The following is a 24,523-nucleotide window of genomic DNA, read 5'->3' as shown; positions in this document are numbered from 1 at the left end:
TCTTGACCCGCCCTCCCCCTCGGCCGCCTTGATGAGAATTACTATCATTTGATGATATTTCTTTACATTTCAGCAGGTTACTGATGGGTACCCTGACGACTTCTTTCGGTTGCCGTCTTGGCCTTATGGCACGGCCAGCACAATGATTGCAGGTTGCTGTCATCGTCTGTCCCGCCGTGGGCTTTGGGTTTGATATGGTCAACGGTAGATGCCGGTACAGGCTTGCCGTTCTTCAGGCATTGTTGGCAGATGTGCCGGTCACGCTTCAGGATGCGGGCGCGGATGATGTCCCACTTACTGCCGTATCCTCTCTGGTGCCTATTCTGCCCGCGCTGATGCTGTTGCCATCCTTCATGCCTGTGGTCATTGCAATAGCCTGAGCGGTCAGTTGTTGTCTTACGGCAGCCCAGCTTACGGCATGCGCGCGGGATAGCTGTAGGCATAAGTGTCCCCATAAAAAACCTCCCGAGGGAGGTTTATTTTTTTACAAATCATCTAAAACTCTTGTTAGTAACTTTCTAACCAAATCTTTTCCAGACGGGCCCATTCCTTTTGATAAACCTTCCAAGAAATTAAGTGTATTAGCTGCAGCTCCGTTGAATTCCCAACCGCAGTTTTCCAAAATGCAGTTTTGCAGCCCCATGTCACCGCCTTCGCCCGTATATACCATCGTGCAATTCTTGAATGTGACGCCGTCATACAAGGTGTTATCAAGTGACACTCGCTTATTGGCCATTATTCCGCCATTAACTTTCTTCATGCTTTTCTACCAGAAATTATTATCATTCCAGAATCACCCACTACGTTATTGTCGCTCACAGTCGATTTGTTCTTTTCGTGAATTCTCATGAAAGATTCTTGATCAGTAAAATCACTGGGAGCGTAAAGTGCAGCAGGCTTGAAAAATAAAATTATAAAAAAGAGCACAACAAGCATTGACGGAAAAACCATCAAAAACCAAATGAATTTCCCTTGTAAAGTTTCCGATATGAATGGCAAAACGGTTGTCGCACTGATTTCCACTAACCCTGCAAATATTGCAATGATTGTTAATGGATTTTTTACGATGCCAACGTCTTTCATGCTCGCTCCCCAATGGTGAGCGATAAGTATAAAGGCAGTTATGCATACTGTGTCAAAATTTGGAGCATACAAAATTCCTGCGAGGCTAAATAGTGTCCACGCAAGTTAGCTCATCATCAGGCGCACTCGCAAATGCGCCTTGTGATGATCACTTCGTGATGCCGGGCAGCGCTATCTGCCCTTGCTTCTCGATCCGATCCATTCTCGCCAAAAGCGAAGGCTTCTTCACTTTTCCCCAGCGATTAAGCAGGCGGCCAGACATGCTCGCTACGTCCTTCTCTTTCATGTACTCAAGCATTACAGCGTTACGCTCTGCCTCATAGCTTTCACTGTGTTTGCGTAGCTCTGCCGTCATCCAGTTGAAGGCATTGATGTACGCCTCTTTGACACGCGCGGCAGCCGGGCCACTGAATCCCATTACTACCATCACAAAGCCACTGAAATCCATTCGGTAGAACTTCTGTTTTTTGTCGAAAATGCCTAACTCATTGATTTTCTCGGAGGCCCAAAAATGGGCCGTCGAGAATTCAGGGGAACACTGCAAGTTTTCGATAGCTCTTATGACATGCTGATGTCGCTTACCGAATGCCTTAGCGATCTGGAATGTGTCCGTTACCGGCTCGCCATCAGCAGCGCCAACCAGCTGGCGAAAGTCAAAATCAGGAACAACCTGTAAATTTTTCATCGCGATTACCTTTTAGAAAGATGAGCCTGTTCGCACAGAAGAGCCGCCCCCGAGATGGTCGCCACCATATAACGGCAATTCTCAGGCTCAGCTTACTGAAAGGCTCGGGGTTAAATTGCGCTGCGACGCGCATAAAAAAGCCCCGCAGATGCGAGGCTGATATTGCTGTGTTGCGAGGATCAATTCTTCTTGGGGTTTGTCATGCGGGTTGATTCAATGTTGCGGATCGCCGCCCGGTCGATGTTGGCCTGACTGAGAGCGCCGTATAATTCAGCGCTTAGCTCAACCGCCTGGCCGAACGTCATGTTGTCTGGCACCGGCGGCACATCAATCGGCGCGGTTAACTCAGCGGGAAGCGGCAGGTTTGGCTGGCTGATTGTCCGGTGCTCCACCAGCGGCTTTTGCTGCGTCCCGCAACCGGTCAGCAGCGCCAGCGGGAACAGGAGCAACAGCGCACTTGTCCGCCGCAAGGTAACGTTTAATTTCACTCTGAAGCTTCCTGTTTTGCTGTGCTGTTTCTGCCCGTTGCTCGACTACCTGAGACATGACGGCGTTTTGCTTATTCACTGCTGTGACCAGGTCATTCACTGAAGATGCCAGGCCATCGTTTTTAGAACGCAGATCGTTAATCTGATCGTCTTTGCTGTTTGCCAGCTTTTCCAGCCGGTCATTGGTGGCCGTCAGCTGAGCGTTGCGGGCATTCAGTCCCCACAGGCACACGCATATCAGGCCGATCACGATGAGGTGCGAGTAATTCCGAATAAAGCCGATAATTTTCATGTGATGAAAAGCTCCCTTTCTCGCTTACGGCGCGGCAGAAGCAGATCCGCAAACTGGCCGGCGCGTTTCCACTGCAAAAACTGGTCAGCCGCGCCCGCGTAGTCCTTCGCGTTGAGCTTTTTCAGCAGCGTTGAACCGGTAAAGGCGTTGCGTCCCACGTTGAAAACGAAGCTGCAAAGCGCGTCGTATTGATTCTGCGTCAGCGGCACTTTGACATTGCTGCCGATGGCGGACTCCGCCCAAGCCAGATCGCTTAACAGCAGGCTGGTTGACTGCGCGGGCGTGATTGTCATCCCTTTTGCGATCGGCTTACCGTCTACTGTGCCGGTATGGCCCACACCGATAGTCCAGACGCCAACCGAATCCGGATATGCCAGCAGCCGCTCGCCCTCTTCACGCTTGATAAATGCAATGCCGTTATTGCTGATTTTCATTCGTGCCTCCCGTCTTCGTGGCTATCCAGCTGTGAAGCCTGGCGCTGATGTAGTCGTTGCCGACATAGCCGATATAGATCGCGAATACCTGCGCGGCCGCGTCCGGTACGTTCCAGTTGAGTAATGCGCCTATAACCTGAAGCGTGGGCGCGGCGAAAAATGCCAGGGCGCTGCATGAAACAGCATCCAGCACTCGTTTACTCCAGGGACTTTTTGCATAAGCACTGCGTAGTAGTGAAAACATGCCCGCTACTCCGGCATATCCCCATTCTGTTTTGTGGCTGTAGAGCCACAGCAGTACGCTGGCCCAAAAGCCCGGATCCTTTTCTGGCGGCATACATTTGATTCCGGCCGTCAGCAGGATGGCGGCTTATAGTTAATTTTTTGAAAGTAGGAGGAAAACCTTAAGGCTGGTTTTGAAGGTACAAATCGCAGGCACAAAAAAGCCCGCAAAAGCGGGCTCTGTGTATCAAAAAAATTATTATTTTTGCTTTTTCTAGATTATTCTTATGGGTATTCCCTGGTGTTGGCCGTATTGGCACCCCCACTTCACCTAATTTGTCTCCAACGACTAATGAAGTGGGGTTATTTTTTTGCCTTTTGATTCTCTCATCTGTGGCAGAAAAGAGATAAATGTTCCAGGCAATTTGTAGCATTGATTAAAACATCTAATCTGTGGGCATTGTGCCTGGCATCTGAGATAACTTCAACTGGACTAAAGTAGGGGCTGAAAACTGCTCTGATTGAACCCTGCAAAATGACAGGCGCCCGCCCAACTCGGTATTATTGTCAGTTCAGTTGATAGATGTGGTGCCGGGTGCCTCCCGGTAAACTCCCCAGTTCAGAAGCTTGCGTGACTTGTTTACTGACATCATTCAGAAGAATGTTAACTGATACGCCCCGCCGCAAAGGGGGATTCACCACGACTATCATTGTAGTACACCAAAAAAGCCCCAGAAAGAAAAAGCCCCGGCGGTCAGGCCAGGGCTTTCTTTAAATAATACGTTTAACAATGCACGCAACTTCAACTGTTAGGAAATATACCCCCAGCTTACTGAAAAGTAAATAGCTCGCGATAAAATAACAAGCTACTTCATACCACTCTATACAATAAACTTGGCTAATGTGGTATTAGCCCATGACTCTTCAACCTCGAGCTTTCCGATTAGCCGATCGTAAAACGGCTTCCCGCTCCTGTCCCATGTTGCCAGGCTGATATTTTCAGTTATCGTGCAGATAGCCCTGTATGCTTCTATTGCCGGAATGCGTTCATAACCACGACCACAGCAGCGCTTACAGTCACCCATTACCGGAACACCCTGCCTTTCGGTTTCTTTTCGCATAACTACGCGACCACGTCCGCTGCAATCCCGGCACGCTGAGGAGATTACACCTTTGCCAGCACATGCTTTACAACGCACCCGAATTTGCTCGCGTACCTCACGACGGCCGTGACCAGAAAGCATGGATTTCATCGTCACGACTTCCGCCGCTATAAAGCCGGTAGCACCGCAGCACTCGCACGGCTTCAAGCTGGCCGCGCTGCGGCAATAGTCCAGGTAAGCATAACTTGCGAGCGTTTGCATAACTGCTGGTTTAATCTTGCTGTTGAGTTTGCGTAAGGCGGCAACCTTATCGCAGGTTTGAAGTGCATATTCAGTTAACAGGGAAACGGCGCGCCGAGCGTCGTTCTTGCTTACCCCTACTTTGCCCATAAATGCGCTGTACCCCAGGGGGGCGCGAGCCATTGCCATTCCCATCCCGGCAATGTAATCAGTACCTGTAAGCGTATCCGGAGAGGTATTTGGCGCTGTACCGCTGAAACTCTGACCTTTCGGGAAATGGTATTTTACAGTAGCTTCAAGACTCATGCCGCTTTGCTCCTTTGTTTAATCAGTTCTCTGGTTTTCCGCCGATAGTGAGTTGCCAGCTCCTGCAGCTCTTCACGTCTCCACTTTTTAAGCTCGTGCGGGCCCATAAGGCGATCGAAAGCAGCCTGCCCAATCTTCGCTATGAGCCTTGGCTTGTATTCACCAATATTGCCGGAGAGATACGAGTTGCAGTGCTCGCACTGGAGGTGGCAGTTGCTTTCGTCGTAACGGGTTTCTTTGCTGGCGCCTACCGTGCGGTAGTGACCGGCATTCATCTTCGCGCCTGTGTTGCGCTCGCAACTGATACAGGGCTGCCCGGCGTCTCGAGTGCGGATGAATTCGTTGAAGGCTTTTTGAGCTTGCTTATGAAAATAACTGAGGGGTTGTACTGCTAGCTTGCGGATTTTGATGCTTCGTTTTTCCTGCTGTGCTTCATCCTTTCTTTTCTTCTCCCGGTCTGCCTCCCTTTTCTGAAGAGCGAATCGCGCTCCATGTTCAGGGCAGCACCACCACGTTCGAAAATCGTGATAGTGGAACCATTCGCGGCATATTTTACAACGCCGTCGCTTTGGCTTATGCGCGGGTGCCTTCATCATGCGACCTGCTTTTTTCTGAGTTGATTGTATTCGCTATCAGCCGGCACAGTCAGCCTACAGCCTACATTGAGGGCCCATGCTTCAACCTGCGTCAGGAAGTGGTGCATTTCGCCTGTGTCGAGTTCTGCGGTGTGCCGTAGCGTTTGTACCTGAGTTCTTTCACCTGTCACCACGTCGACCATCTCGCGCGTTTCGTAGCCCAGATAGGTGTGTTTCATCGCATCCTTGACCCATGCAGGAGAAGCAAAGGGCTTGCCGCGCCAAATCAAATAAGCGCTTAGCTCTGCGTACCACATGTGCTGTAGGGAGTTCTGAGGGATGCTGCGTTGATCACGCCACTCTGTGATTTTGATGCGCCAGCGTTTGCCGGAAGAGACGAGTTCGAAGATGTGTTTGGTAAACTGCCCCAGGGTGGATTTGTGCAAACAAAAGTCCTGCACGGCTCACCTCCGGTTGATGGTCTCCTGCACCTTAGCCAGGTCATCTTCCATCTTCGCCATAATCAGCTCAATAGTTTGATGGTTGTGGCCGCCGGTTTTGTGGAACATTTTTAAAAGAGCCAGGCCTGCGCTTACTTCAGATAGATGATCTGCACGAGGCTTAATTGAGATAATTTCAGCTGTCATAGGTTTCTCCTGATAAATTTTGGTTTGAATCGTCCTCAAACACCGATCCGGGTATAAGCACCAGATTACCCATCACTGACTGAACAACGGCTCTGAAAACGGCTTCAGGTAAGTCATGCCCTGTTGACGGTGTGCGTTCATCGATAAAAGCCACAAATGTCCCTTTCTGGCCGCCTCCGCTGATGAAAATATGCAGGTTACCTATCAAGAACCCTGCCTTGTCCCAGCGCCCGTTTAGATTGGCGGGCCATTGGCCACCAATAGATTTTAACGCTGCCCATTCAAGAGCTTTTCCCTCAAGAGCAATCACCGCTATAAACCTACTGTCCATGAAACCCTCACGCATTTGGGAAGCCAGTATTTTTTAACGACAGAATATTCATTATGTTAGATAAAATAAATAGCGCCACTTATGACAAATTAAACTTAATGGCGCATAAAAATAACAAAGCTTTACGCTGTAAGTTTTCAAAACCCGCCCCTTTCTTTGGCTTACCTGCTGCTCAAATTGTTGTGTCATTTCACACCAGCCCTACCGACTTGCGGCGCTCATATTCTGAATAAAGCCACTGTGCCGGGGTTACTGAACCGAGAACGCGAGCATCCGGCATCCAGCGCATTTTCAAATCGTCACCAGTGGGCTGGTCGTTAACCGGCATCACGTCGCGCTTAACTTCCAGGCTGACTACCGGATCGGGAATGCTTTGGCCGGCAGCGACCTTTTTCGACCATTCATCCAGCTGCTTCGCGGCGTACTTTTCGACTTCAGCCTCGCTGAGCTGGCGCTGGTACATGGCGCGGCGGGTGTCGCAGACAATCCAGTACATCACCGGCTTTGACCAGGGGAAGCGCTCCGCGCCGCCAGTGTGGAGTCCTTTCTCGCGGCTGTAGCGGTGAAACTCGTGCATGACCTCTTCCACGGTAACGCCGAGGATTACCGAGCTGTCTTTGCACCAGCCGATGAACTTCCCGGGCGACGGCCAGAAATCGGAGTTACTCGCCCTGGCGTGTCGGACACCTGCCGCCAGCTGGTCACGGGTTTTGATGCCGTTTTCGGCAAAGGCGGCAATCCACTGGCGTTTTGTGGTTTTCTCTTCCGCTTCGCTGCGCAGGCTGGTGCTGATCGCTGCCGGAAAGATTTGCTTCAGCTGGCGAAACAGCGAGTCAACCAGCTGTTCAGCTTCACTACTGATGATTTTCTCTGGTTCGTAGTTCCCACCAGCCATACGAGCCATAGCGGATCCGTCACGATTGTTAATCGCCTCTACGAGTTTCAGGCTCATAAGAAATCCTCCCAGCCTTCACGGCTGTTCCAGTGTGGGGTTTGCGGATTGGATTGCTGCTGCTTGCGGCTTTGGAACTTCGGCTTGAACAGGCCCTGATAGCCGTTCGCGATACTGGTATTGATCACCTCTTCCGGGTCGTGGCCTTCGTCAAAACATTCTTTCAGCAGGTTGAATGCCTTGTTGACCGTCAGTGCCGTTTTAATCGGCTTCTTCGACTGGCTGCGGTACTGAACCCATTCCCTCCAGGCTTGTTCGTTTAGCCATTCTGGAATAGTTACCTCAAGGGGGTTAAAACCTTTCGATTCCCCTTTAGGGGATTTAGGGGTTATAGGTTCTTTTACTGGTTCAAAAGAGTGACTGGTTCTGGGTGACACTGTGTCACTAGGGGGTGGTGACTCTCTGTCACCAGGGGGGTGACTCTCTGTCACTACCCGTGGTGACTCTCTGTCACCATCTAAACTCAGATGGTAGATATTGCTGGAGTTCCCTTTTGGCCCAAGCCGATACTCTTTTCGTAGGAATCCAAACTCGCAGAGATCGTCAATATGGCGCATTACTGAGCGCTTACTGATTTCACACTGATCAGCAATATGCTGGTATGAAGGCCAGCACTCGCCTTTATCGTTGGCGTTGTCAGCAAGCTTAATCAGCACCAACTTTCTCAATGGGTTGCCAACGGTGATGCTCATGGCTTTAGCCATTAAATTCATGCTCATGGTGACGGCCTTACTGTGTTGATGGGGCAATCCCGGCGCGGTACTCTATCAGAATGCGGTTAATTTCTTCTGCTGTGCCATGAGAAAGGATCAGGTTGTCAAAGCCCCCATCTCGTTCGTGTTCAGCATCCACCAGCAGCTCAACCAGACGCCGCGCTTTCTTCGCGCTGAACTGCGGCATGGCAGCAGATTTCGTGAGGCGGGATTTTCCTGCCGCCCTGGCCTTCGCCAGCCCTTCAGCTGCCACTGAGCCAGCTTTTGGCCCATGCTCCCGCGACAATGCGACGGCGGTAGTTGCAGCTACTTCGCCAGATTCAACCATCCCGATAAGCAAATCACCGGAGGAAAGAAGCTGAAGATGCAGCTCTACATCCGCAACCGATCGCCCAAATGCTTTGGCTATTTCCGCTGGGCTATGCCCCTGGCGTTTAGCGCGGTTGTATGCGCCAGCACGTTGCAGGGGCGTGATCGGTTTACCCTGCGAGGATTTCGCCATATGCGCCAGCTTATCCAATTCGGTACCGACGAAATCCTTACACTCAATACGCGGGATATCATGGCCTAAATCGATAGCCATTTTTGCACCGATAAAACGGTGCTGGCCGTCAATGACCTTGATGCCCTGCTCGGTCACCTCAACAGAAAGCGGCGGCAGATCTGAACCGTCAATCCAGCAATCACGCATGTATTCAGCATGTTCCTGATCGACCGGACGAATGTTGCTGCCCTCTTCCAGATAAAGTTCGCTGATCGGCACCATGAAAGTCTTTTTAACGGTAGTGCCGGTTCCGTTTTTCTCTTTTTGCTTGTACAGCTGCGAAAGCGTTGTCATAATTACTCCTGTGAATTGATCCAGTCTTTTCGCATCAGGCCTCGAAACTGTTCCCGCAGTTCGGGGCTTTTTCTTTTCCTATCACCGCCTCAACTGCCTGCCTGGCAACCTCAGCGATCAGGCTTGTCTCCCATACCTTTTCCAGCAGCACGAAAACCGTCGCCATATCACGCAGGTTTAATCGACTCACCTTCGATTCATGCCATCCGGCTTCAGCAGCAAGAACGCGCTGGCCCTTGTGCGTCAGCCGGGATCGGAGTTCAGTCTCCACCTGGTTAATCAACTTGCTGTTACTTGCGTTTTCCATTTCGTATGATTTCTATGTTGAATAGTTAATTACGTGCGAAGGCCGTAAGCCTTCATGTTGTTGTTTGGGGTGAATCACCCGCAGCCAGATTGTTTAAAGAGCGGTAGAGCTATTTTTTATTGCTTGGGAAAGGCCTCAACTCTTCCCCTTTAACGCTTCCATCCGGCAGAACAGTTACAAAAATATTTCTCCCGGTACGAATGGCCTTACTGATTGCGCACTGAATTACGCCGAAGTCCCTGGCTGCTTTAGCCTGACCATGAACCTTCGCGTAATCCTCAAGTGTCATTCGATTCATACAATTCACTCCTGAGGTTACTTGCCAAAAGAATACTACAGGTATTCTATATATTCAATAGTGCAGGTATTTCATTTATGAGTACTGTTGGTATTACAATTACAACATGGAAAACAAGAAGCCCCTGACGACAGAACAGCTTGAAGACGCTAAGCGGCTCAAGGCTCTGTATGAGTCTAAGAAAAAACAATTGGGTGTTACTCAGTACACAATCGCAGACGAACTGGGGATTTCACAGGGCGCGGTAGGACATTACCTTAACGGCCGTATAGGGCTAAACGTCCCTATCGCTTCGGGTTTTGCCAAAATTCTTCAAGCGCCCATATCTGAATTCAGCCAAGCTCTTTCCAAAGAGGTTTCTGCGTATTCTTCAAGCAATTCAGATGAAGCCATCAAGCAGCCCTCATCATGCTCTGCTTACGAGTACCCTCTCTTCGCCCACGTCCAGGCGGGCCCTTTTGCTGAGGTAGGTAGTTACACCGCCAGCGATGCTAAGGCATGGGTATCGACAACGAAGAAAGCCAGCGAGAGAGCATTCTGGCTTGAGGTTAAGGGTCACTCTATGACGGCACCGCAGGGTGTGCGTCCGAGCTTCCCGGAAGGCATGCTGATTCTGGTTGATCCGGCTGTAACTGTTGTGCCTGGCGATTTCTGTGTAGCTGCTGCCAACGGCGATTCAGAGGCAACCTTCAAGAAGTACGATAAGGATTCGGGCGTAAGTTACTTAGTACCACTAAATCCGGCATACAGGACGATCGACTGCGACCACTGCATCCGCATCATTGGTAAGGTGGTTAAAGCCCAATGGCCGGAAGAAACGTTTGGTTAAATGGGCCAACATTTGTCAAATCATTAGCATGCAGCTTGAGGTAAACATAGGGCTGTTTTGGGCAGCTACGTTAAAGGATATAGGTACACAGCTAATTTGAGGAGCATTAAAGTGCAGATTTGCATGATGGATTATGGAAAGCTTTCTAAAGATGGTAAAACCTTAAAGCTAAATTGTTATGGTGTTGGCTCTTTTGACGTTCTGTCAGGCATTGAGCGGTTTGTTAACAAACCCAACTGTTCAGACATAGAAAAGGCTGCAATTCCACCCGGCACTTATTGGATTGTCGACAGGCCAACGGGGAGCGTCCTGAATCAGTTACGCGCAGAAGCAATTGATCTATACCACCTTTATAAAAACCACCATTCCGAATGGTTTGGACTATATAGTGCAGAAACCATGAGCGACTATGTTTTTGTAAACGGTGTCCGCCGTGGAAGCTTCCGACTACATCCTCTTAATACTGATGGCTCCGGCGTATCATGGGGATGTGTTACTTTTTACAAATCGTCTGAATTTCAAGTCTTAAGAAAATCATTGCTTAACCGTAAAAAATTTCGTGTTCCAGGTGGCAAAGGCCTCATGGCTTATGGTCGGATTGATGTTCGGGGTGTACCAGACTTCTCTAAGTGTGAAGCAAGATGAAAGTTATCATTTTCTTTGTCGTTTTTTTCGCCGTAATGTTTCTTATGCCTGATAGTTTAGTAGGCAGCTTCGTTGATCATCACATCCACATCAGTGGGGATGGTGAGGAAGCTATGGACAACTTTGAGTTTACGGTCATTGCTGCTAAAGCTGCAATCTCTACCGTGGCCGCTCTGGTAGCCTTATGGCTGTATCGAAAACGTAAAGCCTGAAGCTTATGCTCAGTGACCGGGAGAGACGTTCGGGTAAACAAAACAACATATATTTGAGGAATAAGTTATGGAAGACAGTGCTTTACAGGATATAAAAATATCATTGCGGTACGACGGTAAGGATGCTGAAAATCATGAAATTGACCTCAACTGTCTAGGAGAGTCTCTTAAAGGGTTCTCTAAAGTTTTATCTACTGCTGCGTCTTTTTCAGCCACACAAAAATATAGTAAATTATCCAATTATCAGGAAGTTAAGGTGTACGCGAGAGAGGCTAAAGCAAATTGCTTCACCCTCGAAGCCGCCTTAAATTTTGTAACCCAGAACCAGTTGTTCTCAGGGATCGCGGCAACTATACTGGGAGCAATACTTCAGTATATTTTTGCGAGAAATTCTAATAAGAAAGATGAAATGAAAGCTCTACAGCAGGTTCTGGAAAAAGCCATTGAGGCGCTTGGTAACAAGGATTCTGGCACCATCGATAAATTAATCTCTGTGATTGATAAGATGGCTGTAGAGCTGCGTCCAGCCGTCCGGCAGGCAGTTTCTCCGATTGGTAATACGTGTGATAAAATTAGCATTTCTACTAACAAAGATGGATGCCTTTTGAGTGTAGATGAGAGCGACAAATCTCAGATCGACAAACTTGATGATGATGAAGTTTTAGGATTGACAGAGTACCGCGCTTACCTTACAGAATTTGATGCACAGAATATGACCGCAAAAATATTACTAGAGGGGGATGAATCCGGAAAGCGGATAACTTCTGAGATCAGCGATCCTGCGGCCAACAAAAAAAATAATCCCTACCTCAATGCATTAAGTGCCTATATTTCGACGAAAGGTGATCCCTCATCTGCCTTCACGATTACTGCGAAGGCTACTGTGAAAAAGGGTCAAATAAATAGGCTATATATTGTTGATGCTAAATAGCAGCCGACCCTAGCAACCGCGCAGATTTTACACCCTTGTAGCCCGCCCCGAGTGGGCTTTTTTGTATCCTTTTGGCGCATCCCTGAATCTGTTTGACGAAAATCAATGCCTGCCCGGCCAGAACGCTTATCATACGACCTACAAAAAACGATGACAGCTACCGTTTGCCCGCCTCGCGCGGGCTTTTTTGCGCCTGCGATACATTATGGGTAGTAGTTAATGCTTCTATCTCGTGGCTAAAAAAATAGAATAAATCATATAAATTAAATTACTAGTTAATGGCACTGTATTTAAAAAAAGCCTGTAAATTCCCGGAATTTTTTATCAGATGGTCTATATTTCTCGCACTACACATTGACGAGTTGTAGTTACAAGAGAGATTGTTCTGCTTTAGCCTTTGGCTTTTTCCACACAGCATGAGTATGGATAGACCCGCTTCGGCGGGTTTTTTTACGTCTGTGATTTGCCTCTTGCCTGTGATGTGCCCATCAGAAAAATAAATTGCTTTTAATATCAACAGTATTCATCCAGCATAGCAAAAATAAATACTAAGGGTATTTACTATTTTAAATACCCTTAGTATTCTTTACCTCAACAGCAGGACGCTGGCAGTTACGAAACGGAAGTTACGCTCTTTAACAATCAGAACTGAGGGTGATACACCCCACCAAAGTGAAGTTGGCTTTGGGGTTCAACTGACCAACAGAACGCCAACACCAGGGCGGGTTGGTTGAACCACCTAAGCCAATTACAGGAGGCAACCATGCCACGCAATAAGCAAAAGAATCTGGCGCGCGCAGCAGCGCACCGGGCTGAAAAACAGAGAGACGCACGGTTAGGCCGCAAGGTTGAAGCAGCTCTATCTGGCTGCTCCGATCGAGTACTGACAGCGGTTAACCAGGCGCCGAACTGGCGAGTGAAAACTGATAAGGAAGCCGAGTTCGTCAGTATGGAAAATCCAGCCTACCGCAAGGTGAATAACCCTTACGGCCAGATCACGAATGCCCGCCAGAAAATGAGCGGTAAATCAATCCCGCTCATCTAATGCAAATAGCTATGGCAGCGGAAATTTTCTACTGGCTAATTTTAGATGGTGTGGAAAGACCTGCAATTTCGGTAAGCCCATCGTGATTTATTTCAGGCTCGGCCCGGTCTACAGCTCTTGATATGGTGAGTAAATCTTGAAGCTCTGCTAGCAGGATGGCTGCATCAGATTTGAGAACATCATCGGAGTCAGCGGATTCAATCACTGTGTTGATAGCTTTGTTCGCGCTTTCAACCATCTCTGTGACGCCGCCCTGTTTGCTGACAGCCAATACAAGGGCACTGATCAGTAGCGATTGTGCTTCTACACGAGCCGTAAGCTGTTTAGTTTCGGCATCTATTTTTGAAATTTTAGCCAACATGCTTAGAACGACATTTTTCATAAAACCCCCTTGCAAAAGAGCAATTTTACGCTACAGCCCAATAGTTACAAGATAAAACAATCCTAAAACAGGAGTATAAAAATGGAACGGGCAGCAGGACTTGAACCTGCATCAACAGCCTGTTGGCTGGCGTAATACCGTTATACCACGCCCGTTTTATTACAAATAAGACGTAACCAAGCCACATGATATTATCGATTAAACAGTGTGTTGAGGCTGGTCGTTGAGGAGGACGCAACGGGGAGTTGCCCGCCTTCCACAGCCGCAGCAAATAGCCCCATGACCAGTATTTTTCTTTTTACTGTTAGTCGTAAAAATAAATTTTTTTGCCCCACAGTAAGGGCATTTAAATTCTATACGGCACATAAATATTCCTTATTTTGGCCGTGCAAATTTGCAAGAGTGTCAATCATGGCAGCCCTTGAAATAACAGCAAGCGTAAGCGGTAATTAAGTCAAATTTTCATGAATAAGTTAGACCATACCAACATTATGGGAAAAAATACGCTTGAGCTGTTGCTAAACATTACAGCTGCATTTGTTCATCTAAACGCACCGCCCCGGCCTAAACCACTGGGGCATTTTTTTAACTAAAATTCAGGAGTCCCCCATGCAATTTGCAACTGCTGGGGCTGCCCGCGTGGGTGGCCCTGCTTTCGACGCTTTTAAATCCATCCAGTTTCACCGTTCCAACATCCTGACCAGCGCCAGCTTTACCCCTCCGCCGCGTAAAAGCTGGTTGCAGCGGCTGTGGGAAATCCTCCGCGCGGAGGGCCGCCCGTGAGCAGATTTTCAATGTACGACCGCGTTCAACAAATTCAGGAAAACGCGGAAGCAGCACAGGTGGATAAAGACGACTGGATCCGCGATAAGGCCGACGAGCTGGCCCGTGATTTCCCTGAGTGCGCTATGGAGTTCTACCGGCCATCGCTGCGTATGTCGCCCTACCGTGTCGGCCTCGACTCTGACGCCGCGCAGGATGCCTATGCAATTTTTGTTGAATCAGTATGCCTGGCTAAAGCGAAGGAGCTTTATGGCGAGGCGAAGTTTATGGGAGATGTAGCGTGAATATTGTTGAATTCGTAAAGCAGCAGGAACCTTTCTTCTGTGGCGCCCTTACAGCGCCAAACGTCACATGGGCTAAAGAAAGCCAGTTTGCTATACAGGCCTTCCAAAAAAATAACGACCTTGCCGAGACGGCATTTTCTAACCCAGTTAGCGCACAGAACGCGATTATCAACGTGGCCGCCATCGGTATCACGCTGAACCCGGCCAGCAAGCTTGCATATTTGGTACCACGAAAGGGTGTGGTTTGCCTCGACATCAGTTATATGGGCCTGCTTCATCTCGCCCAAGCGGCAGGCTGCATCCTGTGGGGCCAGTGCAAGCTGGTTTACTCCAACGACACCTACGAATCGAACGGGCTGGATACGGCGCCTACGCACAAATATAACGCTTTCGGCGATCGTGGCGTGGTCGTTGGCGGTTACTGCACGGTGAAAACACCGGGCGGTGACTATCTAACGGAAGAAATGAGCCTGGCAGAAATCAAAGCCACAGAGGCAACCAGCAAGGCGAAAAATGGGCCGTGGAAAAACTTTTGGGAAGAGATGGCCCGCAAGACCATTGTTAAACGCGCCAGCAAATACTGGCCGCGCGCAGATCGTCTGGATACTGCTATTCACGTCCTGAACGAGGATGAAGGCATTCATGCGGAGCCGGTAATGGAGCATGTGCCGGAGGAAAAAGTGGTGATGGATGAACAGCAGCGCGCCGAAGCTTTCCAGAATCAGGTTGGCGAACTGTGCGATCAGATGCCGCTGGCTGAAGGCATGACAGAGCTGAAAACCCTCTTCCAGCAGGCCTACAAAATGACGACCGGCAGCCCACTGCAACGCAACGTGCAAGAAATCTATGCCGAGTGCAAAGCTAAATTAGAGGCGGCTACCAATGACCAAACTGTATGAAGTAGCCAACGACTACGCCCGGTTGATGGACTCTGACATGGAGCCGGAGATGATTGCCGACACGCTGGAAGGCATTGAAGGCGAACTGGCCGACAAAATAAGCCAGCTGCTGGCCATCTGCAAAAACCTGTCCGCGGACTCTGAGGCACTGAAGAAAGAATCAGCATCGCTGGCCGCCCGGGCCAAAACCGCTGATAACCAGATCGCCAGCATCAAAGAGTACATCGCCAAATCGCTGGAGCTGGCCGGAAAGAAAAAGGTTACTGCCGGCCTGCATCAAGTATCGGTTCGCGCGCCATCTAAATCTGTCGATATCACCGACGCGGGCGCCCTGCCCGCCGAACTCGTTGAATACGAGACAACCATCAAGCCCGACAAGCTTGCAATTAAGCACTTGCTGGACGCAGGTAAAGACGTCCCGGGCGCACAGATAAAAATCGGCAAGCCATCGCTAATCATCAAGTAATGAGGCAACGATGAAGAAAATCGCAATGTACCGGCGCGGCCGCGATGGCTGCGCTAATGCTGGCCTGAAAGAGAAAATCATGTAGCAGCTGAGTAAAGAGCAAATTATTGATCGCCGTCCCAACTTTACCTTTATTTATGGCAAAGGAGCGAAAAGGCGGTAAAATTTTTATAGACAAGTCGAAAAATATAATCTTCGCCATATCCTAATAAGGAAATAAATACGTGAGTGTAATTAAAGTTAAAGTGAGCGGTTTTGAATTTAATGCAGATTTAACCAAATCTGTTGTCGGTTCAGATACCGCGAAAAGAGTGGAAACCACATTGATTGTCTCTAAAAACGAGTTAACAACCAAGCTATTTTCAGGTTGGAGGAAAGATCAAGGCATCACATTTGAATTCGATGACGATGGTTTCCAAGATCTTTTTTTAATTGAAGAGTCTCCTAATCACTTTATATTTATGAATGCTTAAATTTAATACTCATCCCTTGATCGTCCATTGCGGCAGTTTTGTTAACGCCCACATATCAGGTATGCCATGTGTGATATCACAGCATTTTTAGCCCTTGGCGGTGTGACTTGCTGGCAAAAATGAGCAGCATTGCGTATGTAAATGGCTCAGTACTATCCCGGTCATCCAAAGGAGAAAAATATGAGTGTACAGGTATTAGTCGCAGTTGCTGAAATAGAAGAAACGCTGCCTATGACATTGGATAATGAACCTCAGATAGGTGAAATACTTATTCTTAACGTTAATGGTGAAGAAGAAGAATTTGAAGTAACTGATTTATCACCAACGGGATTTGTTAATAGTGTGCCTTATCTTTTTGGGGTCTATGTAAGGCCAGTAAAAATTTAGCTTAATTGAATTTTTAATAACCTCGCTCCGGCGGGGTTTTTTATTGCCCAAATTTCAGGAGTTGCCCATGTGTGATATCGCAGATGAAGCCTTTGAACGTGAAGAGTGGGAGCGCGAGCCGTCATGTATAGAACAACAAAGGAGAGTGGCATGAGCAATGCCTCCGCAGCACTCATTATTCCTAATGACATATCATCAATGGTACGTGAAGTAGAAACCGCATACTCCGGATATTTGCAGAAACATCGCATCCCGGATGACCACTTAATCAGGGTTAACTACTCTGGCGGAAAGGACTCCACTGCAACACTGGCCATCGCTCATCACCTGTTCGGCGACAAGGTCAGAGCTGTGATGGCAGATACCGATAACGAGCACGAATACACGATCGACTTTGCCAGCAAAATCCACGAGCAAATTGGCTGCCAGCCGGTTGAAATAGTAAAGAAGACTTATAGCCAGCAGGATTTCGATAAACGACGTGCGTCGCTTCAGAAGAACTGGCCGAAGCGGCAGGCAATACGAATGGGCGCGTATCGCGGGATCATCATGCCATCTCTGGCGGCAACCGATACAAAATTCGCAGACGCCTGGCGCAAGTCGGCTCAGCGCTGGGGCATTGATGCGGCGAGCCCATTAGAAGCTGCTTTGTCAGTGCTTCACCCCAGCGGCAACAGCTTTCTTGATGCAGCACTACTACACGGCAAATTCCCAATGCTGCGCGACCGCTTCTGTACGGACGAGCTGAAAATTCAGGTGGCATTTGACCAGGCCATCGCCCCACTACTGAACGACGGAGAAGTCGTTGTTCAATGGTCAGGTGTGCGCGGTGACGAATCCAGCAAGCGCGCTGCTTATAACAGGTTTGAAGGCGATCGCCGTGACCCGGATTTCCTCTATAACTTCCTGCCCATCCATAAATGGACGGCAACGGACGTGTTCGCCCTTCACAAATATTTCGGTATCAAGCCTAACCCGCTGTATCTCGAAGGTGCTGCGCGCGTCGGATGCATGAACTGCGTGCTGTGCAACAAAGAGGAAATTTCGCAAACCGCCGCACGCTATCCGGAGCACATTGAGAAGCACAGGCAGTGGGAGCAGAAAGTAAGGCTGGTCAGCCGTTGGGTTCACTGGATGAGTGTTGGAACATTCAGCCCGGCGTGGATGAAACAGTTTTCATTGCCGCTTGGCCGTTCAGTACAGCTCTACGGCAAAACACCTGACGTACAGAACATCGACTGGTCAGCATTCTATGGAACCCGTGGCGGCATGGGCGCGCCCTCAGTTGATGATGTTGTCGAATGGGCGAAAACGGGACGAGGCGGAAAGGTTTACGACTTAGTGAAGGCCAGTCTTGACACTGAGGTTTGTTCATCTCGCTATGGCCTGTGCGAATGATAGCTATCAACCTCGCATTCATAGCCCTGATAGCGTGGGCTGTGTGGAAAGACTGAGCAGTTTGGAGTATGTTTTTTAAGCGGGAATGCCCCGCCTTACCGTAAGGAATGTGCAACGTGAGTCATAAAAAAACGAATGTCGCCGATATGAATTACAGGCAGTGGCTAATTGGTATGGCTATGCAAGGTCTTTTAGCTTCAGATGCAGAAGGTAGTATGACTGCGGAAAATTGTGCATCTGATTCTATCAGATATGCTGATGCTCTGTTGAATGCTATGGAAAGCGAAAACCCCAAAACAAGAGCTAGTGAAATCCTGTAAGCATTCATAGATCGAAGCAACCTCGCCTCGGCGGGGTTTTTCATTGCCTAAATTTCAGCAGTCAGCGCCGTTGACTCAACAGGAGTTATGAAATGATCGAATACTATGTGTTAGGCGTCATTGAAAAAGGTGGCGCGTACGAAACTAATTTGGTGATATAAATGTCACGACATTTCACATCGGAATGAATATGAAAATCGATCAACAATTCCTCAAAGACTTACTCATAACTTTTGAAGATTCAGAAGGCCCAGATACTACTTTGGAAGAAATAAAAAAAGCTGGCATTGACATAGAATCTGCTAAATTCATTTTCCATATGAGGATTCTTGGCGACAATGATTTGATAGCGCGGACTGATGGGAGTGAAGGTAAAAGCTTTCAAAAGATTGTAAAATCTGGGCATCCAAGCGCAAGAATAGCATTTACTATAAATGTTCCTCTGCGATTGACTTCACGCGGGCATGACTTTATTGCTGATCTTAGGCAGCAAGAGGTTTGGCAAACGATTAAAACTAACTTCAAGAATGAAGGATTAACCACGCTAATGGAGATTTCTAAGTCGCTTGCGATGGGGTATGCCAAGAAAAGAATCAAAGATCTTACTGACCTTGATATTGACTAAAGCACTATCAAAAGATAACTGTTCAGCCGCCGTTTGGCGGTTTTTTACGGACAAATGAAGGGGTTACCCATGTGTGATATCGCAAATGAAGCATTTGAACGTGAAGAATGGGAGCGCACGTTGGCGCTGAAGAATCGCAAGCTGCCAGATCCGCCGTCGCCGGTTTGTCGGAATGGGGATTGTGGTGAGAAGTCGCAGCCAGGCACAAGCTATTGCTCGCCGGAGTGCCGGGAAGATGCAGAACGGCTGGCGCGGGCAGAGAGGCAGCGGAGAGTTGCTTAATGGACGCGCCGACTGAAAATGCCCTGCGGTCAGTCGCCCGAAGTTGCAGACAGGAAATTATCAGCGCCAAGAAAGGCAAACCCAAATCCGAGCACGACCGCATTACCACCCTTCTGTTAGACAAATACACCAAACTCATCACCGCGCTGCCGCCTGGCAGATACCCGGCCCGTCAATGGCTGGTCTACTTCGTGCGCGTGGTGGATAAGGAGATAAAAAATGATTTTTAAAGAAATAATGCTTACCAGAGATGTGCTTGAGCGGTACGAAATTTCCCGTAGCACCCTTTATTTTTGGAGTACACCAGCGCGAATGCCGGCTAGTTTTAAGCGTCCGTTTCCAAAACCTACAATCGGCGGAAGTCCTAAACGCTGGCGGACATCTGATGTATTGAAATGGGAGGAAGAGGTTAACGCGCCACCAAAGGACGACCAATGATTTTCTCAAGATGCTCAGTCCACACTTCTAGCCAGTGGTGCTGATCATCAAGGTAATCATGAAGGTTATAGCGAGCCATAACTCCGCCCATCTGATGGCCAAGCAGTTTTTCTATGACGTGAGGCGGCGCGCCCAATTCAGAAAGGCGTGTCGCAACCGTTCTTCTTAGATCATGTAGTGACCAGGCCTTCATTCCTGTTTTAGATATTATCTGAGCAGAAAAAAAAGCAATATTCGGCTGCGCTGGCGGCTTATCGTCTTCCGGACCTTTGTAACGAGATCGGGTCAGGACGTGTCTGGTGACGGACGTTTTCTGATGTTCCCTTAACAGATCGACAGCAACCTGTGGAAGAGCGCGGCGGACAGTTCGCCCGGTTTTATACTCACTCGCTGGAACCGTCCAGGTTTTAGCTCTGTAATCGAACCACTCCCATTTTGATGTGCGTATTTCTGTACTGCGGCAGCCAGTGATGATCAAAAACCGCATCACTATTTGCTGTCTTGCAGGCATATCAGCCAGAGCATCCCAGAGCGCGCGCAACTCATCATCTGAGAGCTTGCGATCTTTCATTGCTGCAGCCATACCGACATCTGACCGCTTTAACGATTCGAGAGGATTCGTTTCAATAACGCCGCGGTTTGAGCAGAATCTGAAAGCTCTGGACATCAGGCCCAGCATTTCTCCGGTAACTACGCGCCGCCCCATTCCGTCGAACAAGCTGAGCCAGTGAGCTTTGGTTGTTTGATTAACAACCATATCGCCAAGGATAGGGCTTATATGGTTTTCAAAGTTTTGCCTGTTTTTATGGATTTTAATGAGGCCTTCAGGTTTACAGTAGTGCGATTCCCAATATTCAAAAGCCTCGTTCACAGTAAGAGCGTGAACTTTTTTTGTTCTTTCCATTACAACTTGTCTGCGCGGATCGTAACCTTCTGTTATCCATGAGCGAAATTGTTGCCTCCGCTCCCTTGCTTGCGATAAGGATATAGAAGGATAATCTCCTATGCTTAATTGTACGGGCTTGTTCTGCCAGCGATAACGATAAAAAAATGTTACGCCACCGTTAATGGTTAGTCTGACGTTAAGCCCGTGAGAGTCAGAAATGATTTCAACTTTATCGCGACGTTTACCGAGTGACTTTCTAAGTTTTGTGTCTGTAAGCAATGTGTACACCCTCTTTCCGTATACACATTAGTGTACACAAAAACCCTAAATTGGGGGCGATAAAAGTAAAAACCGATAAAGCGCAATAAAGCCCTAAATCTGAGCAAATGGCTGATATGAAGACAAAAAATAATGAGAACACCATCAAACCAAAACAGTATAAAGGGGTATAGTATGCCCTCCGATAGGGCGTTGGTTTATTAAAACTTTAGGCTTTCAATTCAATGAGATATTAAATTTCACTGCATTTAAAGCCCTTAAAAACATGCTTTCATGTACACATTAATGAAAGTGTGTTTTACCTTTAGTTAACGCACCTAAATTAACTGTGTGCGGTGCAACGTAGGGCGTTATAATCTATCGTCGGCTATCGGCTTTTTTGCCGTTACGCACGAGCTGGCGCGGCATAGTGCAGTGCTGGACGGGTAGCGTGAGTGGCATGGAGGTATTTGACATTATTTAATCTTCTGATAGTTATAAAATTACCACCTGTCAGTTATTTAAGGATTTCTACAATTACATGGAGATAATAAAATGCAAGAGGCACATCAAGGCTCACCAATAAGCTTGCTAATAATGCTGGTAGTATATTCCTTACTGGCAATACCTTCATTTAAAATTGCCAGAAAAGCTGGCTTTGACTGGAAAATGGGAGTGATGCTGGCTTTTCCAGGATTAAACTTTATAACTTATATAATTTTCGCATTCATCAAATGGCCTGTTGAATACATAACAGATCCATTAAAGAAATAGCGGGTGTTGATAAAATCTATTATGCAAGTGTTCCATTAAACTAGTTAAGTAATCCCGCTTTTACTGGCCTGGCTCCAGAGTCGCCGCCTGGCGTTGATATCGGCGACTTTGGCTACATGTTTATTCGGCATTCTCCCGATCCTTAGCAAACCGCGTGCTGTTACCAGGGGCTATTATCCGCGTAGCGTTAAGAAATTCATGCGACGTAAGCAACTTGCCTGTGGCGACTGTAGGAACTGTTTTATCACGCACCATAGTTGATACGATAATGACACTCATCCAGCGCCAGGCAGGCCAGCAACGGTCGTCTGCTGCCGCTTTTTTGCAAAAAAATAAAACGATAGTCATTATAAATCGTTTTTTAAACAACATATATTTTTGCCCTTTAGTACTTAAAAAAGCACCAATAAATCTACTCTCAGGTCAGGTATTCTTCAAATATTTCAATTAGTTATTTGTTGTTCATGCATATTTCAATAAAATAAGTTAACAACAATATTAAAACTGCAAAAGGATATTTCCAAAGAAAATCAAATGATAACAAAAAAACTGCCCGCCATCATATATTAAACCGACCAAGAATTAATGCGCAAGCGTATCCCGGCACGTCTGCCACAGGGCTAAAAGCAAAAAAATGCCAAAGCCAGCTTTTGATGATTAACAACACATGCCGTATTAACCACTTCTGGCAGGCTGTAACACCTTTTGCGTAACGCAGTAGAATTACTTATATTACCTACAGATTTTTCAAAGGCGATGGCGTTGCCACGCCTGTAGCAATCACTTAGAGGGAGCAAGGAAGCATGGCACGTAATGTCACCCCTGGATATTGTGTAGTTGAGAGGCCTGGAAATCTTGATTTTCAGGCGCGTGAATTGTTCAGAAATGTCCGCTCTCCGGCAGCAAGCCTGTTTATGAAGCTAAACGCCGGTACTCAATGGTTGAAACCTGGCCAGATTTTGATTGTAGCCGACCCGGAATCTCCTTTGACTAATCAGATGTTGCAGCCTTTGCAACAGGCGCGGCAAAAGACCAGTGACGCTGTTGCGGCCGTCAGTGTTGAAGAGGCAAAATTCATGCAAAAACACTATGGTATGATTGCAGGTCTGACCTATGCCGGTGATAAAATTTTCGGCACGGTTGGCGATGCGGGAGAAAAATATTTTTCTCAAATAGAGCAAACGCTGAAAAAAATCGAGGCCAGTTACCAGAATCAGTTCAGGACGCAGGGAACGCTAATCAGCCAGCAGTTTTTTGTCGAGCGTAATCAGTTGCTGAATCAGTTAAAGGAGCTGGTCAACAAGCCGCTATTAAAATCCCTTGCCCGACATACCGTGAAATTCCGGCAGTATGAAAATATGAAGCGGGCTTTGAATCTCTCCAGCCGTTCAATTGTGCATGAATGGTCAACTGTGGGTATGAGTGGTATCCCGGGTTATTCTTACTATGTTGGTAATGCGGCCAGAGCGGCACGTTTCCTCAAAGCTGGAGGCTATATTGGAATAGGCTTTTCATTTTTAGGTACAACAAACGAAGTGGTCAAGGCTTGTACTACAGGGCGAGAAGTGAAATGCAGGAAAGTGGCTTTCAAAGAATATGCAAAGTTTGTTTTCAGTACAGGTGGGGGGATGGCCGGTGGTGCATGGGGAAGTGGCGCTATGATTGGGGTTTGTGCCGCAGTCGGTGTGGCTACAGTAGGAGTTGGTGGCGTTGCATGCGCGGCCGTCGGATCTATCGCCGGAGGCTACGCTGGTAGCGTGGCAGGCGAAAAAATGGTCGATATGTTTTTGGAGTAAATCGGTGATTGAATATATATTATCCAGAACAGGATTATTTTCAGGGTTATTTGCCAGTGGGCTTATTTTTTTATCTTTTTTTCTCTACCTGGCTAACAAAAATAATTATGAAAATTTAGTTTCGCTGTTTAAGGAAAAATACACTTTCCCTGCTCCAAACTCATTTAACCACATGACAGGTTTTTTTGGTGTTTTCCCAATGAGTAGATTTTTTATTAAATTGAGCAAGAAAAAAAAGATTTTCTTACTCAAGCAGAACGATCCAGCTTATAGTTTTTTTGAAGAAAATCGTTTAGAAATTCAACCGTGGATGAAGTATTTATCTGCAATGTGGATGACTGCAACTGTACTTTACCTGATTTCTTTATTCGCTGCCGTTATACTGTCCTTACTCCCATAAAAAATTTTACTTAGCATATCTGCCCACAGCAATGCGGGCAGTCGTGTCAAATTCTCGCTTCCATCTCCAGTTCTACATCCAGCATAGACACTCATCCGTCTATGCATTCCTAAACCATTTAAAAATTTATCAGTATTAAATATATGGGTCGGGTAATGTTTCATTTAACCGGCCGAGAAATTATGACAAATATGATAAAACCTTACATGAAGATCTGGTTAACAATCCGGATGGAGTAGCAGTCGATCTTGATATTGCAGTAAGAACGGCTTGTGAATTCTGGCGTATGAGACATGTTAATCCTTATGCAGATAAAGACGACTTTCGGGGCGTAACGTATGCTGTAAACGGTGGGAATAACGGCCTATTGTGCAGAAAACAGGCACTTGATCGAATCAAAAGAGTAATGGGTATCTAAATATCTAAATATCTAAATATCTAAATATCTAAATATCTAAATATCTAAATATCTAAATATCTAAATATCTAAATATCT

39 protein-coding genes and 1 tRNA gene are annotated in these 24,523 nt (G+C 47.4%); 19 read left to right on the top strand and 21 right to left on the bottom strand.

Annotated elements, in window-relative coordinates:
• Nucleotides 1–77: 77 nt before the first annotated feature.
• The 18 genes from ACMGEE_RS01470 to ACMGEE_RS01385 all read right to left on the bottom strand — a co-directional run bounded on the left by ACMGEE_RS01470 (nt 78) and on the right by ACMGEE_RS01385 (nt 9,514).
• On the bottom strand, nt 78–443 hold the full coding sequence (locus tag ACMGEE_RS01470; RefSeq protein WP_436829743.1) for an HNH endonuclease: 366 nt from the start codon (nt 441–443) through the stop codon (nt 78–80).
• A gap of 41 nt (nt 444–484) precedes the next feature.
• Nucleotides 485–760, bottom strand: coding sequence for a hypothetical protein (locus tag ACMGEE_RS01465; RefSeq protein ID WP_436829533.1), 276 nt, complete (start codon nt 758–760; stop codon nt 485–487).
• The gene (locus ACMGEE_RS01460; RefSeq protein WP_346545243.1) at nt 757–1,083 is read right to left on the bottom strand and encodes a hypothetical protein; all 327 of its coding nucleotides are present in this window, start codon (nt 1,081–1,083) and stop codon (nt 757–759) included. Before ACMGEE_RS01460 ends, ACMGEE_RS01465 begins: the two co-directional genes overlap by 4 nt.
• 148 nt (nt 1,084–1,231) lie before the next feature.
• The gene (locus ACMGEE_RS01455; RefSeq protein WP_436829532.1) at nt 1,232–1,768 is read right to left on the bottom strand and encodes a Rha family transcriptional regulator; all 537 of its coding nucleotides are present in this window, start codon (nt 1,766–1,768) and stop codon (nt 1,232–1,234) included.
• 179 nt (nt 1,769–1,947) lie between these two features.
• Nucleotides 1,948–2,160, bottom strand: a complete 213-nt coding sequence (gene lysC / locus ACMGEE_RS01450) for an Rz1-like lysis system protein LysC (RefSeq protein WP_436829531.1) — start codon at nt 2,158–2,160, stop codon at nt 1,948–1,950.
• The gene (locus ACMGEE_RS01445) at nt 2,114–2,548 is read right to left on the bottom strand and encodes an Rz lytic protein (protein ID WP_436829530.1); all 435 of its coding nucleotides are present in this window, start codon (nt 2,546–2,548) and stop codon (nt 2,114–2,116) included. The genes lysC and ACMGEE_RS01445 overlap by 47 nt, the downstream gene beginning before the upstream one ends.
• Complete coding sequence (locus tag ACMGEE_RS01440) at nt 2,545–2,982, bottom strand: lysozyme (protein ID WP_436829529.1); 438 nt, start codon at nt 2,980–2,982, stop codon at nt 2,545–2,547. Before ACMGEE_RS01440 ends, ACMGEE_RS01445 begins: the two co-directional genes overlap by 4 nt.
• Entirely contained in the window at nt 2,966–3,319 is a 354-nt protein-coding gene (locus ACMGEE_RS01435) for a phage holin, lambda family (protein WP_370734143.1), read from the bottom strand. The genes ACMGEE_RS01440 and ACMGEE_RS01435 overlap by 17 nt, the downstream gene beginning before the upstream one ends.
• 766 nt (nt 3,320–4,085) lie before the next feature.
• Nucleotides 4,086–4,853: an antitermination protein Q gene (locus ACMGEE_RS01430; protein WP_436829528.1), complete on the bottom strand. Its 768-nt coding sequence runs from the start codon at nt 4,851–4,853 to the stop codon at nt 4,086–4,088.
• Nucleotides 4,850–5,449: a recombination protein NinG gene (locus ACMGEE_RS01425; RefSeq protein ID WP_436829527.1), complete on the bottom strand. Its 600-nt coding sequence runs from the start codon at nt 5,447–5,449 to the stop codon at nt 4,850–4,852. Before ACMGEE_RS01425 ends, ACMGEE_RS01430 begins: the two co-directional genes overlap by 4 nt.
• The gene (locus ACMGEE_RS01420) at nt 5,446–5,874 is read right to left on the bottom strand and encodes a YbcN family protein (protein ID WP_436829526.1); all 429 of its coding nucleotides are present in this window, start codon (nt 5,872–5,874) and stop codon (nt 5,446–5,448) included. Before ACMGEE_RS01420 ends, ACMGEE_RS01425 begins: the two co-directional genes overlap by 4 nt.
• An 18-nt stretch (nt 5,875–5,892) precedes the next feature.
• Nucleotides 5,893–6,075 carry a hypothetical protein gene (locus ACMGEE_RS01415; RefSeq protein ID WP_436829525.1) on the bottom strand — a complete coding sequence of 61 codons (183 nt, stop codon included), beginning with the start codon at nt 6,073–6,075 and terminating at the stop codon, nt 5,893–5,895.
• Complete coding sequence (locus tag ACMGEE_RS01410; protein ID WP_436829524.1) at nt 6,065–6,421, bottom strand: hypothetical protein; 357 nt, start codon at nt 6,419–6,421, stop codon at nt 6,065–6,067. The genes ACMGEE_RS01415 and ACMGEE_RS01410 overlap by 11 nt, the downstream gene beginning before the upstream one ends.
• Before the next feature lie 175 nt (nt 6,422–6,596).
• The gene (locus ACMGEE_RS01405; protein WP_436829523.1) at nt 6,597–7,358 is read right to left on the bottom strand and encodes a replication protein P; all 762 of its coding nucleotides are present in this window, start codon (nt 7,356–7,358) and stop codon (nt 6,597–6,599) included.
• Nucleotides 7,355–8,077 carry a helix-turn-helix domain-containing protein gene (locus tag ACMGEE_RS01400; protein ID WP_436829522.1) on the bottom strand — a complete coding sequence of 241 codons (723 nt, stop codon included), beginning with the start codon at nt 8,075–8,077 and terminating at the stop codon, nt 7,355–7,357. Before ACMGEE_RS01400 ends, ACMGEE_RS01405 begins: the two co-directional genes overlap by 4 nt.
• Nucleotides 8,078–8,087: 10 nt before the next feature.
• The gene (locus ACMGEE_RS01395) at nt 8,088–8,909 is read right to left on the bottom strand and encodes a ParB/RepB/Spo0J family partition protein (protein ID WP_436829521.1); all 822 of its coding nucleotides are present in this window, start codon (nt 8,907–8,909) and stop codon (nt 8,088–8,090) included.
• Nucleotides 8,910–8,943: 34 nt separating this feature from the next.
• Nucleotides 8,944–9,216 carry a CII family transcriptional regulator gene (locus ACMGEE_RS01390; RefSeq protein WP_436829520.1) on the bottom strand — a complete coding sequence of 91 codons (273 nt, stop codon included), beginning with the start codon at nt 9,214–9,216 and terminating at the stop codon, nt 8,944–8,946.
• Between the two features lie 109 nt (nt 9,217–9,325).
• On the bottom strand, nt 9,326–9,514 hold the full coding sequence (locus ACMGEE_RS01385; protein WP_436829519.1) for a Cro/CI family transcriptional regulator: 189 nt from the start codon (nt 9,512–9,514) through the stop codon (nt 9,326–9,328).
• 106 nt (nt 9,515–9,620) lie between these two features.
• On the opposite strand from ACMGEE_RS01385, the gene ACMGEE_RS01380 reads away from it, so the two are divergent.
• The 5 genes from ACMGEE_RS01380 (at nt 9,621) to ACMGEE_RS01360 (ending at nt 13,176) form a co-directional block, all read left to right on the top strand.
• The gene (locus ACMGEE_RS01380) at nt 9,621–10,343 is read left to right on the top strand and encodes a LexA family protein (RefSeq protein ID WP_436829518.1); all 723 of its coding nucleotides are present in this window, start codon (nt 9,621–9,623) and stop codon (nt 10,341–10,343) included.
• 123 nt (nt 10,344–10,466) lie between these two features.
• Nucleotides 10,467–10,988, top strand: a complete 522-nt coding sequence (locus tag ACMGEE_RS01375; RefSeq protein WP_436829517.1) for a DUF2778 domain-containing protein — start codon at nt 10,467–10,469, stop codon at nt 10,986–10,988.
• Nucleotides 10,985–11,200, top strand: a complete 216-nt coding sequence (locus ACMGEE_RS01370; RefSeq protein ID WP_436829516.1) for a hypothetical protein — start codon at nt 10,985–10,987, stop codon at nt 11,198–11,200. The genes ACMGEE_RS01375 and ACMGEE_RS01370 overlap by 4 nt, the downstream gene beginning before the upstream one ends.
• 67 nt (nt 11,201–11,267) lie before the next feature.
• Nucleotides 11,268–12,131: a DUF7946 domain-containing protein gene (locus ACMGEE_RS01365; protein WP_436829515.1), complete on the top strand. Its 864-nt coding sequence runs from the start codon at nt 11,268–11,270 to the stop codon at nt 12,129–12,131.
• 763 nt (nt 12,132–12,894) lie between these two features.
• Complete coding sequence (locus ACMGEE_RS01360) at nt 12,895–13,176, top strand: hypothetical protein (protein ID WP_436829514.1); 282 nt, start codon at nt 12,895–12,897, stop codon at nt 13,174–13,176.
• A 28-nt stretch (nt 13,177–13,204) separates the two neighbouring features.
• Here ACMGEE_RS01360 and iraP read toward each other — a convergent pair whose 3' ends face one another.
• Nucleotides 13,205–13,558 (bottom strand): anti-adapter protein IraP, encoded by a 354-nt coding sequence (gene iraP, locus ACMGEE_RS01355; RefSeq protein ID WP_436829513.1) that lies wholly within the window; start codon nt 13,556–13,558, stop codon nt 13,205–13,207.
• Between the two features lie 82 nt (nt 13,559–13,640).
• A tRNA-OTHER gene (locus tag ACMGEE_RS01350) sits at nt 13,641–13,713 on the bottom strand.
• Nucleotides 13,714–14,167: 454 nt separating this feature from the next.
• On the opposite strand from ACMGEE_RS01350, the gene ACMGEE_RS01345 reads away from it, so the two are divergent.
• From ACMGEE_RS01345 to ACMGEE_RS01300, 10 genes are all read left to right on the top strand, one after another.
• Complete coding sequence (locus ACMGEE_RS01345; RefSeq protein WP_436829512.1) at nt 14,168–14,341, top strand: hypothetical protein; 174 nt, start codon at nt 14,168–14,170, stop codon at nt 14,339–14,341.
• Nucleotides 14,338–14,625 (top strand): host nuclease inhibitor GamL, encoded by a 288-nt coding sequence (gene gamL / locus ACMGEE_RS01340; protein ID WP_436829511.1) that lies wholly within the window; start codon nt 14,338–14,340, stop codon nt 14,623–14,625. Before ACMGEE_RS01345 ends, gamL begins: the two co-directional genes overlap by 4 nt.
• Nucleotides 14,622–15,524, top strand: coding sequence for a recombinase RecT (locus ACMGEE_RS01335; RefSeq protein ID WP_436829510.1), 903 nt, complete (start codon nt 14,622–14,624; stop codon nt 15,522–15,524). The genes gamL and ACMGEE_RS01335 overlap by 4 nt, the downstream gene beginning before the upstream one ends.
• Nucleotides 15,508–15,990 carry a siphovirus Gp157 family protein gene (locus ACMGEE_RS01330; RefSeq protein WP_436829509.1) on the top strand — a complete coding sequence of 161 codons (483 nt, stop codon included), beginning with the start codon at nt 15,508–15,510 and terminating at the stop codon, nt 15,988–15,990. The genes ACMGEE_RS01335 and ACMGEE_RS01330 overlap by 17 nt, the downstream gene beginning before the upstream one ends.
• A gap of 224 nt (nt 15,991–16,214) precedes the next feature.
• Nucleotides 16,215–16,463, top strand: a complete 249-nt coding sequence (locus ACMGEE_RS01325; protein ID WP_436829508.1) for a hypothetical protein — start codon at nt 16,215–16,217, stop codon at nt 16,461–16,463.
• A gap of 180 nt (nt 16,464–16,643) precedes the next feature.
• Nucleotides 16,644–16,850 (top strand): hypothetical protein, encoded by a 207-nt coding sequence (locus ACMGEE_RS01320; RefSeq protein ID WP_436829507.1) that lies wholly within the window; start codon nt 16,644–16,646, stop codon nt 16,848–16,850.
• A gap of 150 nt (nt 16,851–17,000) precedes the next feature.
• A complete protein-coding gene (locus tag ACMGEE_RS01315) occupies nt 17,001–18,248 on the top strand; it encodes a phosphoadenosine phosphosulfate reductase domain-containing protein (protein ID WP_436829506.1) in 1,248 nt (415 codons plus the stop codon).
• A 116-nt stretch (nt 18,249–18,364) separates the two neighbouring features.
• Entirely contained in the window at nt 18,365–18,568 is a 204-nt protein-coding gene (locus ACMGEE_RS01310) for a hypothetical protein (protein ID WP_436829505.1), read from the top strand.
• Between the two features lie 190 nt (nt 18,569–18,758).
• Entirely contained in the window at nt 18,759–19,193 is a 435-nt protein-coding gene (locus tag ACMGEE_RS01305; protein ID WP_436829504.1) for a DUF2513 domain-containing protein, read from the top strand.
• 281 nt (nt 19,194–19,474) lie between these two features.
• Entirely contained in the window at nt 19,475–19,705 is a 231-nt protein-coding gene (locus ACMGEE_RS01300; RefSeq protein WP_436829503.1) for a hypothetical protein, read from the top strand.
• 179 nt (nt 19,706–19,884) lie between these two features.
• Here the strand turns inward: ACMGEE_RS01300 and ACMGEE_RS01295 are convergent, their stop codons facing one another.
• Nucleotides 19,885–21,078, bottom strand: a complete 1,194-nt coding sequence (locus tag ACMGEE_RS01295; RefSeq protein ID WP_436829742.1) for a tyrosine-type recombinase/integrase — start codon at nt 21,076–21,078, stop codon at nt 19,885–19,887.
• A gap of 534 nt (nt 21,079–21,612) precedes the next feature.
• On the opposite strand from ACMGEE_RS01295, the gene ACMGEE_RS01290 reads away from it, so the two are divergent.
• The 4 genes from ACMGEE_RS01290 to ACMGEE_RS01275 all read left to right on the top strand — a co-directional run bounded on the left by ACMGEE_RS01290 (nt 21,613) and on the right by ACMGEE_RS01275 (nt 24,445).
• Complete coding sequence (locus tag ACMGEE_RS01290) at nt 21,613–21,831, top strand: hypothetical protein (RefSeq protein WP_301251660.1); 219 nt, start codon at nt 21,613–21,615, stop codon at nt 21,829–21,831.
• An 803-nt stretch (nt 21,832–22,634) separates the two neighbouring features.
• Nucleotides 22,635–23,627 (top strand): hypothetical protein, encoded by a 993-nt coding sequence (locus ACMGEE_RS01285; RefSeq protein ID WP_436829502.1) that lies wholly within the window; start codon nt 22,635–22,637, stop codon nt 23,625–23,627.
• A gap of 4 nt (nt 23,628–23,631) precedes the next feature.
• The gene (locus tag ACMGEE_RS01280; RefSeq protein ID WP_436829501.1) at nt 23,632–24,027 is read left to right on the top strand and encodes a hypothetical protein; all 396 of its coding nucleotides are present in this window, start codon (nt 23,632–23,634) and stop codon (nt 24,025–24,027) included.
• A 139-nt stretch (nt 24,028–24,166) separates the two neighbouring features.
• Complete coding sequence (locus ACMGEE_RS01275) at nt 24,167–24,445, top strand: glycoside hydrolase family 19 protein (RefSeq protein WP_436829741.1); 279 nt, start codon at nt 24,167–24,169, stop codon at nt 24,443–24,445.
• Nucleotides 24,446–24,523: the final 78 nt, after the last annotated feature.

Origin of the sequence: Erwinia artemisiae, assembly GCF_051400835.1 — a bacterium.
Lineage (GTDB): Bacteria > Pseudomonadota > Gammaproteobacteria > Enterobacterales > Enterobacteriaceae > Erwinia > Erwinia aeris.
This window is presented reverse-complemented; position numbering and strand designations above follow the sequence as displayed.

Bases quoted from the DNA above. Each gene is read 5' to 3' on its own strand.
- ACMGEE_RS01470 (WP_436829743.1), bottom strand. From the start codon at position 443: ATGCCTACAGCTATCCCGCGCGCATGCCGTAAGCTGGGCTGCCGTAAG.
- ACMGEE_RS01465 (WP_436829533.1), bottom strand. From the start codon at position 760: ATGAAGAAAGTTAATGGCGGAATAATGGCCAATAAGCGAGTGTCACTT.
- ACMGEE_RS01460 (WP_346545243.1), bottom strand. From the start codon at position 1,083: ATGAAAGACGTTGGCATCGTAAAAAATCCATTAACAATCATTGCAATA.
- ACMGEE_RS01455 (WP_436829532.1), bottom strand. From the start codon at position 1,768: ATGAAAAATTTACAGGTTGTTCCTGATTTTGACTTTCGCCAGCTGGTT.
- ACMGEE_RS01445 (WP_436829530.1), bottom strand. From the start codon at position 2,548: ATGAAAATTATCGGCTTTATTCGGAATTACTCGCACCTCATCGTGATC.
- ACMGEE_RS01440 (WP_436829529.1), bottom strand. From the start codon at position 2,982: ATGAAAATCAGCAATAACGGCATTGCATTTATCAAGCGTGAAGAGGGC.
- ACMGEE_RS01435 (WP_370734143.1), bottom strand. From the start codon at position 3,319: ATGCCGCCAGAAAAGGATCCGGGCTTTTGGGCCAGCGTACTGCTGTGG.
- ACMGEE_RS01430 (WP_436829528.1), bottom strand. From the start codon at position 4,853: ATGAGTCTTGAAGCTACTGTAAAATACCATTTCCCGAAAGGTCAGAGT.
- ACMGEE_RS01425 (WP_436829527.1), bottom strand. From the start codon at position 5,449: ATGATGAAGGCACCCGCGCATAAGCCAAAGCGACGGCGTTGTAAAATA.
- ACMGEE_RS01415 (WP_436829525.1), bottom strand. From the start codon at position 6,075: ATGACAGCTGAAATTATCTCAATTAAGCCTCGTGCAGATCATCTATCT.
- ACMGEE_RS01410 (WP_436829524.1), bottom strand. From the start codon at position 6,421: ATGCGTGAGGGTTTCATGGACAGTAGGTTTATAGCGGTGATTGCTCTT.
- ACMGEE_RS01405 (WP_436829523.1), bottom strand. From the start codon at position 7,358: ATGAGCCTGAAACTCGTAGAGGCGATTAACAATCGTGACGGATCCGCT.
- ACMGEE_RS01400 (WP_436829522.1), bottom strand. From the start codon at position 8,077: ATGAGCATGAATTTAATGGCTAAAGCCATGAGCATCACCGTTGGCAAC.
- ACMGEE_RS01395 (WP_436829521.1), bottom strand. From the start codon at position 8,909: ATGACAACGCTTTCGCAGCTGTACAAGCAAAAAGAGAAAAACGGAACC.
- ACMGEE_RS01390 (WP_436829520.1), bottom strand. From the start codon at position 9,216: ATGGAAAACGCAAGTAACAGCAAGTTGATTAACCAGGTGGAGACTGAA.
- ACMGEE_RS01385 (WP_436829519.1), bottom strand. From the start codon at position 9,514: ATGAATCGAATGACACTTGAGGATTACGCGAAGGTTCATGGTCAGGCT.
- ACMGEE_RS01380 (WP_436829518.1), top strand. From the start codon at position 9,621: ATGGAAAACAAGAAGCCCCTGACGACAGAACAGCTTGAAGACGCTAAG.
- ACMGEE_RS01375 (WP_436829517.1), top strand. From the start codon at position 10,467: ATGATGGATTATGGAAAGCTTTCTAAAGATGGTAAAACCTTAAAGCTA.
- ACMGEE_RS01370 (WP_436829516.1), top strand. From the start codon at position 10,985: ATGAAAGTTATCATTTTCTTTGTCGTTTTTTTCGCCGTAATGTTTCTT.
- ACMGEE_RS01365 (WP_436829515.1), top strand. From the start codon at position 11,268: ATGGAAGACAGTGCTTTACAGGATATAAAAATATCATTGCGGTACGAC.
- ACMGEE_RS01360 (WP_436829514.1), top strand. From the start codon at position 12,895: ATGCCACGCAATAAGCAAAAGAATCTGGCGCGCGCAGCAGCGCACCGG.
- iraP (WP_436829513.1), bottom strand. From the start codon at position 13,558: ATGAAAAATGTCGTTCTAAGCATGTTGGCTAAAATTTCAAAAATAGAT.
- ACMGEE_RS01345 (WP_436829512.1), top strand. From the start codon at position 14,168: ATGCAATTTGCAACTGCTGGGGCTGCCCGCGTGGGTGGCCCTGCTTTC.
- ACMGEE_RS01330 (WP_436829509.1), top strand. From the start codon at position 15,508: ATGACCAAACTGTATGAAGTAGCCAACGACTACGCCCGGTTGATGGAC.
- ACMGEE_RS01320 (WP_436829507.1), top strand. From the start codon at position 16,644: ATGAGTGTACAGGTATTAGTCGCAGTTGCTGAAATAGAAGAAACGCTG.
- ACMGEE_RS01315 (WP_436829506.1), top strand. From the start codon at position 17,001: ATGAGCAATGCCTCCGCAGCACTCATTATTCCTAATGACATATCATCA.
- ACMGEE_RS01305 (WP_436829504.1), top strand. From the start codon at position 18,759: ATGAAAATCGATCAACAATTCCTCAAAGACTTACTCATAACTTTTGAA.
- ACMGEE_RS01300 (WP_436829503.1), top strand. From the start codon at position 19,475: ATGGACGCGCCGACTGAAAATGCCCTGCGGTCAGTCGCCCGAAGTTGC.
- ACMGEE_RS01290 (WP_301251660.1), top strand. From the start codon at position 21,613: ATGCAAGAGGCACATCAAGGCTCACCAATAAGCTTGCTAATAATGCTG.
- ACMGEE_RS01285 (WP_436829502.1), top strand. From the start codon at position 22,635: ATGGCACGTAATGTCACCCCTGGATATTGTGTAGTTGAGAGGCCTGGA.